The 12,714-nt window shown below is 71.7% G+C and carries 13 protein-coding genes; 7 read left to right on the forward strand and 6 right to left on the reverse strand.

From position 1 onward, the window contains the following. Window positions 1-50: 50 nt before the first annotated feature. Window positions 51-647, reverse strand: a complete 597-nt coding sequence (locus tag ABT160_RS44655) for an LOG family protein (protein WP_351655503.1) — start codon at window positions 645-647, stop codon at window positions 51-53. Between the two features lie 296 nt (window positions 648-943). Between ABT160_RS44655 and ABT160_RS44660 the strand changes: the two genes are divergently transcribed. Then, window positions 944-1,552: a winged helix-turn-helix domain-containing protein gene (locus tag ABT160_RS44660; protein WP_351655506.1), complete on the forward strand. Its 609-nt coding sequence runs from the start codon at window positions 944-946 to the stop codon at window positions 1,550-1,552. Beyond that, window positions 1,549-2,964 (forward strand): MFS transporter, encoded by a 1,416-nt coding sequence (locus ABT160_RS44665; RefSeq protein WP_351655508.1) that lies wholly within the window; start codon window positions 1,549-1,551, stop codon window positions 2,962-2,964. The genes ABT160_RS44660 and ABT160_RS44665 overlap by 4 nt, the downstream gene beginning before the upstream one ends. 158 nt (window positions 2,965-3,122) lie before the next feature. On the opposite strand, the gene gdhA is transcribed toward ABT160_RS44665, so the two are convergent. Continuing rightward, window positions 3,123-4,472 (reverse strand): NADP-specific glutamate dehydrogenase, encoded by a 1,350-nt coding sequence (gene gdhA / locus ABT160_RS44670; protein WP_351655511.1) that lies wholly within the window; start codon window positions 4,470-4,472, stop codon window positions 3,123-3,125. A gap of 222 nt (window positions 4,473-4,694) precedes the next feature. Next, window positions 4,695-5,114 carry a hypothetical protein gene (locus ABT160_RS44675; protein WP_351655514.1) on the reverse strand — a complete coding sequence of 140 codons (420 nt, stop codon included), beginning with the start codon at window positions 5,112-5,114 and terminating at the stop codon, window positions 4,695-4,697. A 171-nt stretch (window positions 5,115-5,285) separates the two neighbouring features. On the opposite strand from ABT160_RS44675, the gene ABT160_RS44680 reads away from it, so the two are divergent. Next, window positions 5,286-5,819, forward strand: a complete 534-nt coding sequence (locus tag ABT160_RS44680) for a GNAT family N-acetyltransferase (RefSeq protein ID WP_351655517.1) — start codon at window positions 5,286-5,288, stop codon at window positions 5,817-5,819. 122 nt (window positions 5,820-5,941) lie between these two features. Here ABT160_RS44680 and ABT160_RS44685 read toward each other — a convergent pair whose 3' ends face one another. Together ABT160_RS44685 and ABT160_RS44690 are read right to left on the reverse strand one after the other, a co-directional pair. Continuing rightward, window positions 5,942-6,175 carry a hypothetical protein gene (locus ABT160_RS44685; protein ID WP_351655520.1) on the reverse strand — a complete coding sequence of 78 codons (234 nt, stop codon included), beginning with the start codon at window positions 6,173-6,175 and terminating at the stop codon, window positions 5,942-5,944. A gap of 147 nt (window positions 6,176-6,322) precedes the next feature. Continuing rightward, window positions 6,323-7,249 carry an aldo/keto reductase gene (locus ABT160_RS44690; protein WP_351655522.1) on the reverse strand — a complete coding sequence of 309 codons (927 nt, stop codon included), beginning with the start codon at window positions 7,247-7,249 and terminating at the stop codon, window positions 6,323-6,325. Window positions 7,250-7,367: 118 nt separating this feature from the next. On the opposite strand from ABT160_RS44690, the gene ABT160_RS44695 reads away from it, so the two are divergent. Further along, entirely contained in the window at window positions 7,368-7,964 is a 597-nt protein-coding gene (locus tag ABT160_RS44695; RefSeq protein WP_351655525.1) for a TetR/AcrR family transcriptional regulator, read from the forward strand. A 66-nt stretch (window positions 7,965-8,030) separates the two neighbouring features. Here ABT160_RS44695 and ABT160_RS44700 read toward each other — a convergent pair whose 3' ends face one another. Next, window positions 8,031-8,972: an SDR family oxidoreductase gene (locus ABT160_RS44700; protein WP_351655528.1), complete on the reverse strand. Its 942-nt coding sequence runs from the start codon at window positions 8,970-8,972 to the stop codon at window positions 8,031-8,033. 422 nt (window positions 8,973-9,394) lie between these two features. Between ABT160_RS44700 and ABT160_RS44705 the strand changes: the two genes are divergently transcribed. The 3 genes from ABT160_RS44705 to ABT160_RS44715 all read left to right on the forward strand — a co-directional run bounded on the left by ABT160_RS44705 (window position 9,395) and on the right by ABT160_RS44715 (window position 12,403). Beyond that, window positions 9,395-10,237 carry a helix-turn-helix transcriptional regulator gene (locus tag ABT160_RS44705; protein ID WP_351655531.1) on the forward strand — a complete coding sequence of 281 codons (843 nt, stop codon included), beginning with the start codon at window positions 9,395-9,397 and terminating at the stop codon, window positions 10,235-10,237. A gap of 66 nt (window positions 10,238-10,303) precedes the next feature. Continuing rightward, the gene (locus ABT160_RS44710) at window positions 10,304-10,924 is read left to right on the forward strand and encodes a hypothetical protein (protein WP_351655534.1); all 621 of its coding nucleotides are present in this window, start codon (window positions 10,304-10,306) and stop codon (window positions 10,922-10,924) included. Between the two features lie 486 nt (window positions 10,925-11,410). Beyond that, window positions 11,411-12,403, forward strand: coding sequence for a sigma-70 family RNA polymerase sigma factor (locus ABT160_RS44715; protein WP_351655536.1), 993 nt, complete (start codon window positions 11,411-11,413; stop codon window positions 12,401-12,403). Window positions 12,404-12,714 lie beyond the last annotated feature (311 nt).

Here is a 12,714-nt window from a genome sequence, read left to right on the forward strand (position 1 = left end):
CGCACCGGCCGGTGCGGGGCCCACTGCACGATCCACCCAGGGCGGCCTGCTCAGGCCGACGCCATCTGGACGGCGGCCGGCTCCGGGTGGGGGAGCCCCAGCAGGTCGAGCGCCGCCTGCGGGCCGTCGGCGATCCGGACGATGGAACGCTCCCGGGGCGTGAAGAATCCTTCTTCGCACATGCGGTCCAGCATCATGATCAGGGGCTGGAAGAATTCCCGTACGTTGACGAGGACGATCGGCTTCCGGTGATATCCCAGCTGATTCCAGGTGGCCACCTCCATCAGCTCGTCCAGGGTGCCGAATCCGCCGGGGAGTACCAGGAAGGCGTCCGAAAGCCGGTACATCAGGGCCTTGCGCTCGTGCATGCTGGGCACCACGAAGACCTCGCCGCACGCCTCGACCGCCCGCTCGCGCTCGTGCAGCGCGTGCGGGATCACGCCGGTCACCTTGGCCCCGGCCCGGTGCGCGGCCTGGGAGACGGCGCCCATGACGCCGACGCCGCCCGCGCCGTAGACCAGGTCGGCACCACGGCGCCCGAGCGCCTCGCCGAGCGCGGACGCCGCCTCGACATAGTCGGGTGTACGGCCGCCTCGCGAACCGCAGAGCACGCCGATGCGCCGCGTGCCCGATGCTGGAAAAGCCATGTCGAATTCCCTTCCTGGGACGGTGGTCGGGTTCTCTTCGGCAGGCTAGAGGAATTCCGACGGGATCTCGCCGTACAGAAAGGTATTTCCACCGGTGGGGGAGGATCGAGTAAAGGGGAGGAGCGCTCGCCGGGGGGGCTGAGCTGGCTCTTCTCGTACAGTGAAATATCTATTTCAGGTCTGATGCGCATGATGTTTCGCAAGGAAGGAGCAAATCCCAACAAAATAGCCAAAACGACCGTCCGGAACGGCTCCCGGGGCTTGCGCGCATCCACATCCGGGCGCAGTATTGAAAGATGTCTTTCACATCCCGAGCGAACTCCGTTGCCCGCCCCGGACGGGTCCCGATCTCCGACGTGCGCGTCCTGGGCGCCTTCGCGCACCCCCTGCGCCTGCGCCTGCTGCACCACCTCATGCGCACGGGTCCGGACACCGCGAGCCGCTGTGCCGAGGCGGTCGACGACTCCGCCTCCAACTGCAGCTACCACCTCCGCCTCCTCCACCGGTACGGACTCGTGGAGCGGGTGGAGGCCGAGGACGGGGCCGACGCCCGCGACCGGCCGTGGCGCGCGGTCGCCACCGGCTTCGACTTCCTGCCGGACGGCGACGGCCCCGAGTCGCTCGCCGCCCACTCCGCGGTCGTCGGCGCCGAGCTGAGCGAACTTACCCGGCTGGTGCGCTACTTCCTCGCCGGGTTCGGCTCGCTGGACGGGCCGTGGCAGGAGGCGGCGGTCTTCGACTCCTACGCGCTCACCCTCACCCCGGACGAACTCGTCCACCTCACCTCGGTGATCGACCTGCTGGTGCGTCCGTACATCATCGCCAACCGGCGCGACGTACCCGCCGACGCGGCCGAGGTCAGCTTCAGCGTCCAGGCGTTCCGCCGGCCCAAGGAGCAGAGTTGACCCCCACACTCCGACGCGACGAACCCGCCGGGTCCGCCCGGAACTCCCCGATACGCAACCCGCGCTTCCGCACGTTATGGGTGGCCGGACTGCTCGACGACACGATCGACTGGATGCTGATCACCGCCATCCCGATCTTCGTCTACCGCATGACCGAATCGGCGATGACCACCTCCGTCGCCTTCCTGATCGAGCTCGCCCCCGGTGTCCTGGTCGGCTCCCTCGCCGGCGTCGCCGCGGACCGCTACGACCGCAAGAAACTGCTGCTCGTCTGCACCCTGCTGCACGCGGCCCTGGTCTCCCTGCTGCTCCCCGTCACCTCCGGCGACCAGCTCTGGCTCGTCTACGTGGTGATCGCGGGACGCGCCGTCTGCGCGCAGTTCGTCCTGACCTCCAAGAACGCCCTGCTGCCCGATCTCGTCGAGCCCGGGCAGAGCGCCGCGGCCAGCAACCTGGTCGTCCTGAACTCCAACCTCGGTCGCCTCGGCGGCAGTCTGCTCGGCGGCATCGTGGTCGCCGGGGGACTGCGGCCGGTCGCCGCGGGCTCGGTCATCGGCCTGCTCCTGGCGGCCGGAGTGGTCAGCCGGATCCGCCGCCCGGAACGCACGCCGAGCATCCCCGAGCAGGCGCGCGAGCCCGGCACCACGGTGACGGCCGCCTCCACGGCGGCGTCCGCGCCGAGCGCCGCCGGAGCCACGCCGACCGACGCGACGCCAGCCTCGGGCCTCGGCCTGATGTTCCGCCACTGGCGCGAGGGCGTCGCGGTGATCACCGGCGACCGCCGCCTGCGCGTGTCGTTCCTGTCGGCCATCCTCTGCGCCATCGGGCAGGGCCTGTTCGTGGTCCTCTTCGTCGTCTTCGTCGCCACCACGCTGCACGGCACGGACGCCGAGATCGGCCTGCTGCGCAGCATCCAGGGCATCGGCGGCATCGCGGGCGGCCTGGCACTGGGCTTCCTGGGGACCCGGGTGCACCCCAAACCGCTCATCACCTGGGGCGCCCTGTCGTTCTCCGGACTGGCGCTGCTGATCTGGAACGCGCCGATGGTCACCACCACGCTGGGGGTGTACGTGGGGCTGTTCGCCGTGGTCGGCCTGCCCGGCGGCGTGTACTACGCCGGAGTGCTCGGCATGGTCCAACAGCGGGTCCCGGCCGACCACTTGGGCCGGGCGCTCGGCTCCTTCTACACCGCTTTCAACGGCGCGCAGGCCATCGGCATGGCCCTGGCCGGCCTGCTCGCCGACCGACTGGGACCCGTGCCGCTGCTGAACGGCCAGGCGGTGCTGTACCTGGCGGCGGGGCTGCTGACCCTGTTCGCCCTGGGTGCCCGCAACACCCCGGAGGCCACTGCCGCGGTCCCGGGTCCCTCGAAGGACCGCGAACCGGCCGCCGCCGCGAGCGAGCCGCGCTGAAAGGGAGCGGCTCCCACGGGTCAAGCCCGCCGTGTGCCCGACCGCCTTTGACGCGCCCCGCACCGGCGCCGAGTTCCGGGGACGCGGCCAAGGCGGGAGACGTCCGCGCCGGTCACGGTCCTCGACGAGGCCCGGCGACCGGCGCGTTCGCGATCCGCTCAGATGACGCCCTGGGCGAGCATGGCGTCGGCGACCCGCTCGAACCCGGCGATGTTGGCACCGGTCACGTAGTCGCCGGGAGCGCCGTAGCGCCCGGCCGTCTCGTGCGCGACCGCGTGGATGGAGCGCATGATGGCCGCGAGTTCACCCTCCACGCGCTCGCGGTCCCAGGCCACCCTGCCCGCGTTCTGGGCCATCTCCAGCGCGCTGACGGCGACACCGCCCGCGTTGGCGGCCTTGCCGGGGCCGAAGGCGACGCCCGCCTCCTGGAAGAGGTGCACCGCCTCGGGGGTGGTGGGCATGTTCGCGCCCTCGGAGACCGCCTTGACGCCGTTGGCGATGAGCGTACGGGCGTCATCGGCGCCCAGTTCGTTCTGCGTGGCCGAGGGGAAGGCGATGTCCGCCGGGACCTCCCAGACCCGCCCGCCGGGCACGAACCGGGCCGACGGGCCGCGCCGTTCGGCGTAGTCGCCGACGCGACCCCGCTCGACCTCCTTGACCTGCTTGAGCAGCGCCAGGTCGATGCCCTTGTCGTCGACGACGTAACCGGAGGAGTCGGACGCGGTCAGCGGGTTGGCGCCGAGCTGCTGGAGCTTCTCGATCGTGTACAGCGCCACGTTGCCGGAGCCGGAGACGACGGCGCTGAGCCCGTCCAGGGACCGCCCGGTCACCTTCAGCATCTCGGCGGCGAACAGCACGGCACCGTACCCGGTGGCCTCGGGCCGGATCGCGGAGCCGCCCCAGCCCTGGCCCTTGCCGGTCAGGACACCGGCCTCCCAGCGATTGGTGATGCGGCGGTACTGGCCGAACAGGTAGCCGATCTCGCGGCCTCCGACGCCGATGTCACCGGCGGGGACGTCGGTGTGCTCGCCGATGTGGCGGGACAGCTCCGTCATGAACGACTGGCAGAAGCGCATCACCTCGGCGTCCGACCTGCCGCGCGGGTCGAAGTCGCTGCCGCCCTTGCCGCCGCCGATGCCGAGGCCGGTCAGGGCGTTCTTGAAGATCTGCTCGAAGCCGAGGAACTTCACCACGCCGACGTCGACCGAAGGGTGGAAGCGCAGCCCGCCCTTGTACGGGCCCAGTGCGCTGTTGAACTCGACCCGGTAGCCGCGGTTGACGTGCACCCGCCCGTGGTCGTCGGTCCACGGCACCCGGAAGATGATCTGCCGCTCCGGCTCGAGGAGCCGCTCGAGGAGCCCGGCCCCCGCGTACTCGGGCCGTGCCGCGAGCACGGGTCCCAGCGTGTCGAGGACTTCGCGTACGGCTTGGTGGAACTCGGGCTGGCCGGGGTTGCGGCGCTCGATGTCCGCCCGCAGTGCGTCCAGCCTGTTCTTGGGGTCGGTCACTTCTCGTTTCCTCTCCGGCGTACGTCCAGGGGCGTGCGGGCCCAGAGCCGGAGGGTACCCCGACCGGATCCAGCGCGAGCAGAGCGCCTTGGGGCCGCTGGGGGAGCGCGCGGGACGTCTCACGTACTGGACCGCGCGGGGGAGACGGGTCCCGCCCCGACCACCCCACCGAGGGGCCCGGGCGGGGCCGGGCACGGGTTGCTTCCTTCGACGCCCCCGGCGTCACCTCCCGCCCAGGAACGACGGCGCCGGGACGAAGAGTTCGTGGCCCTCGGCGAAGCGGATCCGTACCCCTTCGCGCGTCCACACGGTCGCCGTCACGCCCTGGTGGCCGAGGGCGGTGTCGACGTCGAGCCAGTGCCCGTAGGCGGGAGTGGGTCCGCGGCCGACGACCAGCCGGAAGGTGTCGCCCCCGGACAGGGTGGTGCGGTGGGTCAGGGCCAGGTGGTACGGCGCCCCGTCGGGGTAGGCCACCGAGGAGGGCGCGGCGCTGCGGAAGGTCACTTCGTCGTGCGGCCACCACAGGACCGTGGTGAGCGAGACGGTCAGTACGACACCGGCCAGCAGCCCCCACAGGGGCGGCAGCAGGCCGGGCCTGCGGCGGGGGCGCGTCGCCCCGGGGAGCGGGACGGTCAGGGACATGGCGATCAGGGCCTCCGGGGTCGACGCGGCTCCCGACGGTTCGCGGGGGCCGACTCACCAGGGACGCGGGGGAGGGCACGAGGGTTCCGGGCGAGGCACGGACCGCCCGCCACGACGGTCCGGAACGTGCGCCGATTTCCCGTCCGCCCCCGGCGTGTGCAGGATGGCCGCATGACCGAGATCCACACGCCCCGCCTGCTCCTGCGTCGCTGGCACGACGACGACCTCGTGCCCCTGGCCGGCATCAACGCCGACCGGCGGGTCATGCACTGGATCGACGACGGGCTGCCCCTCGACCTCGACGGCACGGCCGAGGAGATCGAGCGGTGGGAGGAGGAGTGGGACGACGAGGGGTTCGGGGTCTTCGCCGTCGAACTGCTGGCCTCCGGTGAACTCGCCGGAGCCGTCGGCCTCTTCGTGCCCGAGTTCCTGCCGGACGCACGCCACGAGGTGGCCGTCAGCTGGCGGCTCGGCTCGCAGTTCTGGGGGCAGGGCTACGCCTCGGAGGCGGCCCAGGCGACCCTGGAGTTCGCGCTCCAGGACCGCGGCCTGGAGCGGGTCATCAGTATCAGCAGGCTCGGCGACACGGCCTCGGAGAACGTGATCCGCAAGCTCGGCATGAAGCTGGACCACGAGACGGAGCACCCCGCGCTCGGCCACCCCCTGCGCGTCCACGCCATCGACCTCACGGAGTTCGCGGCCTGAGTGCCTGAGTGCCTGAGGGCCTGAGTGCCTGAGTGCCTGAGACCTGACGTACCCGCCCCGGGCCCGGGAGCCGTCATCCCGGCCTCGGGGCCGGGGCCGGGGCCCGTCGTACGGCTCCGCCGTCAGCTCGCGCTCATCCCGCGTTCGGGCCACTGGTCGCGCTCCTCGCGCAACGCGTTGATCTTCCGGGACGCCTTGAGGAAGGCGTAGTCCGTACGGCCGTCGTCGGACGACGACGTGCGCGTCCCCTTGTCCATCGTCAGGTGCCGCGCGAAACGGTCGGGATCGTCCCCGAACGCGTAGCGCACGAGCGCGGCATCCTCGGAGACCTTCCGGAAGTAGACGAGCGCGGCCACTACCACTCACCCTCGAAGTCTTCCCGCTTGTTCAGCGGTACGGATTCCTGCCGATTGTGCTCTTCGTCGGCCTGTGGGTGAGGGCGACGCCGGTGCCGCGACCCGCCGGGCGGGCGGGTCGCACCATCCGTGCCGCCCCCACCGCGCTCAGCCGAGAGTGCCCGCGGTCCGGCTGGGCACGGCGTCCAGTGCGGCCATGGACCGGGCGTCCAGGGTGACGGTACCCGTGGCGAGGTTGGCGTCCAGGTGGTCGGGGTTCGACGTACCGGGGATGAGCAGCACGTTCGGTGCGTGGTGCAGCAGCCAGGCCAGGCCGATCTGCGCCGGGGTCCGGTCGAGCTCCCGCGCCGCGTCCCGTACCTCCGGGGCGTCGGCGACCTTGGGCATGGCCGGGAAGGCGCCGCCCAGCGGGAAGTACGGGACCCAGGCGATGCCCTCCGCCCGGCAGAGCTCCAGCAGCTCCTCGTCGCCGCGGTACACGAGGCTGTACGCGTTCTGTACGCAGGCGAGGCCGACCGGCAGCGCACGGCGCAGCTCGTCCATCCCGACGTTGCTGATGCCGATGGCGCCGATCTTGCCCGCGTCGCGCAGCTCGGTCATCACGGCCAGCTGGTCGTCGAGGTCGACGACCTGCTCGCCTTCGGCGATCAGGCCCGGACCGAGACTGGCGCGACGGAGGTTGACGACGGGCACCTGCTCCAGCCCGAGTTCCTTGAGGTCCTGCTCCACCGCCTGGCGGAGCTCGGCGGGCCGCTGGGCCAGGCGGAGGGGGAAGGGCCCGCCGGTGTCCGGCGCGGCGCCGACCTTGCTGACGACCAGGACCTCGTCCTCGGGGCGCAGGGCCTCGCGGATGGCGTGGTTGACAAAGCCGTGCCCGTAGAAGTGCGCGGTGTCGACGTGGTCCACGCCCTGGTCGACGGCCTTGAGGAGCAGGGCCACGGCGGCGGCGGGGTCGTCCTTGAGGTGTTCCAGCTGCATGGCTCCGTAGCCGATGCGGGAGACGGTGCGCCCGGCGAGGAGGCCTGGGCCGCCGGGGCGTGAAGTGCCGGAAGCGGTGCGGTCGTCGAGGGTCATGGCGTTCCGTCCGTGAGATCCGTAGGAGGTCTGGTGGTTCCTGAGGAAACGCAAAACGGAGGTTCCTCCGTCTCGTCGACGGTAGCACTGCCGGAGGTTCCTCCGCTTTGATGGGGCCATGAGTTCTCCTTCCAGCGGCCCGGAGCAGCCCGGCCGCCCGACCCGGTCCGACGCGCGCCGCAACCGCGAACGGCTCCTGGAGGCCGCCCGGGCGGCTTTCGCCACGGGCGACGGCGCCGTCGCCCTCGAAGCCGTCGCACGGAAGGCCGGTGTCGGCATCGCCACCCTCTACCGGCACTTCCCCACCCGTGAGGCACTGGTCGAGGCGGCTTACGCGGCGGAACTCGACGACGTCACACGGGCCGCGCACACCCTGCTCGCCGAGCGGGAACCGGCGGCGGCGCTGCGGGCCTGGACCGACCACTACGCCTCGTTCGTCACCGCCAAGCACGCCATGATGAGCGCCCTGCGCGCGGGCGGAGCCTCCGGCGGCATCAGCACCCCGGCCACCCGCGCGCGCCTCACCGCCGCGATCGCGGCGATCCTGGAAGCCGGCGCGGCGACGGGCTCGCTGCGGGCGGACGTCGACCCCGGCGACGTGACGGCCATGCTGCTCGGGGTCTTCCTCTCCACGGCCGCGATCGGCGCGCCCGAGCGCGTCGACGCACTGCTCGACCTCCTCGTGGACGCGCTCCGGCCACCGTCCGCCGGGTGAGGCGCGCGTTGACGGCGTCTCTCCACATCGGCGCGGACGCGGGCCGTCCAGGGGCTGGCTCGCCCGCTACGCCGCGCACCGTACGCCGGTGAGCTGCTCGGACACCTCCCAGACCCTCCGGGCCTCCTCGGTGCTCGTCAGTCGGCTGTAGAGCTTCTGTTCCGCGGGGGCGCCGCCCATGTTGCCGGGGCCGCTGGGCCCGTAGAAGGCGCCGCCGCGGGCGGCGGGGGAGGCGGCTGCGTACAGCGCGGGCAGCTTCGCGCTCTCCACGGTGCCGACCACGACGCCCCGGGCGGACAGGAAGCGGATCAGGCGTACGCCCAGGGTGTCCTTGGCACGGCCGACCTCGGGCCTGGCGGCGAGCAGGCTGGTCGGTGCGACGCCCGGGTGGGACAGGTTGCTCGTGATGCCCCAGCCCTCGGCCCGGCTGCGCCGGTCGAGTTCGAGGCCGAACAGCCCGAGGGCGATCTTCGACTGGCTGTAGGAGCTCATGCCCTTGTACGAGCCCTCCCAGTTCAGGTCGTCCCAGTTGATGGCGTTGCGGTTCGCGGAGACGCTGATCTGCGAGGTCACCCGGGCCTGACCGGCCCGCAGGAGGGGGAGCAGATGGCCGACGAGCGCGAAGTGCCCGAGGTGGTTGGTGCCGAACTGCAGCTCGAACCCGTCGGCCGTGACCTGTCGGTCGGGCGGGGTCATGACACCGGCGTTGTTGACCAGGACGTGGATCGGACGGCCCTCGGCGAGCAGGTCCCGCCCGAGCGCCGCGACGGAGCCCAGGGAGGACAGGTCGAGCGTGCGCAGCGATACCTGCGCGCCCGGGGCCCGCCCCCGGATCGCGGCGGCCGCCCTCTCGCCCTTGGCGGGGTTGCGTACGGGAAGGACGACCTCGGCGCCCGCGGCGGCGAGGCGGGTGGCGATACCGAGTCCGATGCCGTCACTCGCTCCCGTGACGACAGCACGCTTGCCCGAGAGGTCGGGGAGGGGGATGTCGGTGGTCTGGCGTGACATGGGGATTCACTTCCGTTCGTTCCGGTTGCCTCAACAGTGAGGGCGGAGACGGGGGCCATCCAGGGACTGTCGATCCACCGATGAACCGTTCCACGGGTTTGCGGGTCCATGGGCCTACGGGGCCACGGGCCTATGGGTCCACCGTTCCACGGAAGTGCCCAGCCCACCGGTCCACCGGTCCACCGGTCCGCGGGCCGGAGGGCTGTCGAAGGGCTGTCGGAGGACTTCGACTGCGGCACAAGGGGGGATCGGCGATCCGTGGCTAACCGGCACGTCGGGCGCTACAAAGAAGCCAAGGGAAGCCAAAGGAAGCCAAGGGAACCCGCCAGGGGCCGAGGCCCCCGACGGCTCCGGCGCGCCGCACCAGCGGCATACCAGCGGACCGGCCGCGCCGCCGCCGGAGCGAGTCAGGAGAGAGGCACATGGAGATCGACCGCCCCGGACTCGCGGCGTTCCTGCGGCGTCGCAGGGAACTGCTGCAACCGGAGGACGTGGGCCTCCCGCGCGGTCAGCGCCGCAGGACCAGCGGGTTGCGGCGCGAGGAGGTCGCCGTGCTCTGCCACATGTCGACCGACTACTACGCGCGGCTGGAGCGTGAGCGCGGCCCTCAGCCGTCCGAGCAGATGATCGCCTCGATGGCGCAGGGCCTCCACCTCTCCCTGGACGAGCGCGACCACCTCTTCCGGCTCTCCGGGCACACCCCGCCCGACCGGGGCACCACCGGTGAGCACATCGGCCCCGGCCTGCTCCGCATCCTCGACCGCCTTGACGACACCCCCGCCGAGATCGTCACCGAACTGGGCGAGACGCTGCGCCAGAGCCCGCTCGGGGTCGCGCTGACCGGTGACACGACCCGGTACACGGGTCTGGCCCGGAGCATCGGCTACCGCTGGTTCACCGACCCCGCGACCCGGGACCTCTACGTGGCAGAGGACCACGAGTTCCTCTCCCGGATGTTCGCCTCCGGGTTGCGGGAGCTGGCCACGCTGCGGGGCGTCGGCTCGCGTGCGGCGCACTGCGCGGAACTGCTGCTCGGCAAGAGCGAGGAGTTCCGCCGGCTGTGGGACCGGCACGAGGTCGGCATCCGCCCGGACCAGGTCAAACGCTTCCGCCACCCCGAGGTGGGCGCCCTGGAGCTGAACTGCCAGCGGCTGCTCGACCCGGACCAGTCGCACAGCCTCCTCGTGTACACCGCGGTCCCGGGGAGCGAGAGCCACGACAGGCTGCGACTGCTGTCGGTGATAGGCACGCAGGCGTTGCGCTGACGCGGGCCGCGGCGGGCGAGAGCCTCGGCCGGGGTTGTTGTCAGAGGCGGTCGATACGCTGCGGAAATGAGCAACGCAACCTGGGACGCCCTGGCGACCACACCACTCCCCGAAGTGCGGCGCCGCGCGGCCGTCATGCACGACCTCGCCGAGGTCGCACCGGTCACGGTGCCCGGCGCACGCCGCCTGGCCTGGAACGACGGCGGTGGGCAGTCGGCCGTCTGGTACTTCGCCGAGGACGGCCGCGCGCTGCTCCTGACGTTCGACCACGAGGCGACGCTGAACCTGTACGCGGAGGACGACTTCGCCCTCCAGGAGTCCTTCTACGAGGGCGTCCCCGCACCGCTCGTCGCCCTGGTCCGCGACCGCCCCGAGAACTACGAGTCGCTGAACCTGACCGACCCCGAGACGGACCGGACGATCCACTACGCGGGTGGCGTCTTCTGGTACGACGGCGAGCGCTGGCACGTGACCGATACCGAGTTGGACTACTGCCGCCGGGAAGGAATCGACTTCTTCGGCGAGTCGGGCTTCGACTACTGCCTGGGCGCCTACCGCTTCGGCGAAGCCTTCACCCCGGAGACCGTGGTGGCGATGAGGGACGAGGGCGGCTGGTACCAGGACGAGGAGGAGAAGGCGGCGGACCTGCGCGGCATACGGGAGGTCTTCGCCCGACACGGCGGGTGACAGCCCCCGTTCATCGACGCCGCGTGTCGCGTAGGGCGGACCGCCGGCGCACTGCCCTTTCCGGGCTCGTGCTCGGGCTCGGACCCGCCCCGCCGGTGCCGCCGTCCGCCGGTCCGACGGCGCCGACTTGTCGTCGACAGGTAGGGCACGCGGGCGCAGGGGATGGAGGAGCTTCCTCGTCACCGGCCTGCGCGGGGTCCTGCCCTGGGCCTTGTCCGTAGCCCTGCCCGGGATCCTGTTCGGGATCCTGTTCGGGCGGGGTCGAAGGACCTTGCCGCATGACCAGTTCCAGCACTCGCAGGGCGCGGTCCCGCAGCGGGCGCGGGCCGGCGACGGCGAGGGCGATGAGCGTCACGAGACAGCCGGTCGCCACCGTGGTGCTCGTACCAAAGGCGTTCATGCACAGGGGGACCGGCTTGTCGGAGAATCGTGACGCGAGTTCGCGGAAGTCGCGTCACGAATCCGCTCCGGAGAGGTCTCCCAGGCATGACAGACCATCACGACAGGCTTCTCCAGCCCGGTGAACCGCCGAGCGACCTCGAACTGATCCAGCGGGTCCGCAAGGGTGAACGAGAAGCCTTCGACGAGGTGTTCCGGCGTCACGCCCCGGCCGTCCTCCGCTACGCCCGCACGGTGTGCCGTGACGAGCACGTCGCACAGGACCTGGTCGCCGAGACGTTCACCCGTACCCTGCGGGCCGTGCTCAACGGAGTCGGACCCGACACGGCGGTCCGGGCGTACCTGCTGGCGTCCGTACGCAGCGTGGCCGCGACGTGGGCCCGGTCGGCAGGGCGGACCACACCCGTCGGGGACTTCGCCGACGTCTCCGTACGAGAGGTGAACCCGGGCGACCTGCCCGCACTGGTCGACCCGGGCGCCGATGTGCGGGTCCTGCGGGCCGAGGAACAGTCACTGGCGGTCCGGGCCTTCCGCAGCCTGCCCGAACGCTGGCAACGCGTACTGTGGCACACCGATGTCCAGCGGATGTCGCCCCGGGAGGTGGCCCCGCTGCTCGGACTCGCTCCCAACGCCGTCTCCGCCCTCGCCCAGCGCGCCAGGGAGGGCCTCAGGCAGGCCTATCTGCAGATCCAGGTCTCGGCGACGCTGACGTCGAGTCCCGAATGCGCGCTGTGCGCCGAGCAGTTGGCCGCCCACACCCGCGGGAAGCTCGGCAAGCGCGCTCAGCGCCGCCTGCGTGACCACCTCGAAGCCTGCGAGCCCTGCCAGGCCATCGCCGACGAACTCAGGAAGGTCAACCAGGGACTCCCCGCACTCACACCGATCGATCTCAGGCACCTCACGCCTGCCGAACGGGACTACCTGCACCGCCTCTTCGGCACGACCCCGCCCCCAGCCGCCGAGGACCCCCGGCAGGAGTACGAGTACGAGCATCCGGCTGCCGACCCCCAATCCGCTCCGCCGTCCCCGCCCGGCCCGTCCTGGCTCCAGCGCCGCCTCCGCGCCCTACGACGACGCTGACCATCCCGCCGACGGCCGCACCTGGTGTAGCGGTGGTGCCGGACGCGGGCGAGAGCGCACCCACACGCGGCCGGCCGTTCGAGCGCGCACGACGCGAGGCGACAAAGTCTTCACCGCCCCAGTTCATCAAGCCCCGTGGCATGCGCACCACGTAGGTGAACCCACGGGCGAACCCATGCGTGTACCGGGCGATGCCCCCTCAGACCGAACCGAGCACCTAGGGCGTGTCTGATGGCTCTTTGGCGAGGTCCCGGAGCCAGATGATGAGGGCTGCGGTGGCCAGGGTGCCGTGGAATATGTAGTCGCGTTTG

Source organism: Streptomyces sp. NPDC001941 (assembly GCF_040296945.1).
Classification (GTDB): Bacteria; Actinomycetota; Actinomycetes; order Streptomycetales; family Streptomycetaceae; genus Streptomyces.

What these genes read in the sequence shown, in the direction of transcription:
- ABT160_RS44700 (WP_351655528.1), bottom strand. Translation starts at nt 8,972, where the DNA reads ATGTCACGCCAGACCACCGACATCCCCCTCCCCGACCTCTCGGGCAAG.
- ABT160_RS44705 (WP_351655531.1), top strand. Translation starts at nt 9,395, where the DNA reads ATGGAGATCGACCGCCCCGGACTCGCGGCGTTCCTGCGGCGTCGCAGG.
- ABT160_RS44660 (WP_351655506.1), top strand. Translation starts at nt 944, where the DNA reads ATGTCTTTCACATCCCGAGCGAACTCCGTTGCCCGCCCCGGACGGGTC.
- ABT160_RS44695 (WP_351655525.1), top strand. Translation starts at nt 7,368, where the DNA reads ATGAGTTCTCCTTCCAGCGGCCCGGAGCAGCCCGGCCGCCCGACCCGG.
- ABT160_RS44690 (WP_351655522.1), bottom strand. Translation starts at nt 7,249, where the DNA reads ATGACCCTCGACGACCGCACCGCTTCCGGCACTTCACGCCCCGGCGGC.
- ABT160_RS44710 (WP_351655534.1), top strand. Translation starts at nt 10,304, where the DNA reads ATGAGCAACGCAACCTGGGACGCCCTGGCGACCACACCACTCCCCGAA.
- ABT160_RS44715 (WP_351655536.1), top strand. Translation starts at nt 11,411, where the DNA reads ATGACAGACCATCACGACAGGCTTCTCCAGCCCGGTGAACCGCCGAGC.
- ABT160_RS44680 (WP_351655517.1), top strand. Translation starts at nt 5,286, where the DNA reads ATGACCGAGATCCACACGCCCCGCCTGCTCCTGCGTCGCTGGCACGAC.
- ABT160_RS44655 (WP_351655503.1), bottom strand. Translation starts at nt 647, where the DNA reads ATGGCTTTTCCAGCATCGGGCACGCGGCGCATCGGCGTGCTCTGCGGT.
- ABT160_RS44675 (WP_351655514.1), bottom strand. Translation starts at nt 5,114, where the DNA reads ATGTCCCTGACCGTCCCGCTCCCCGGGGCGACGCGCCCCCGCCGCAGG.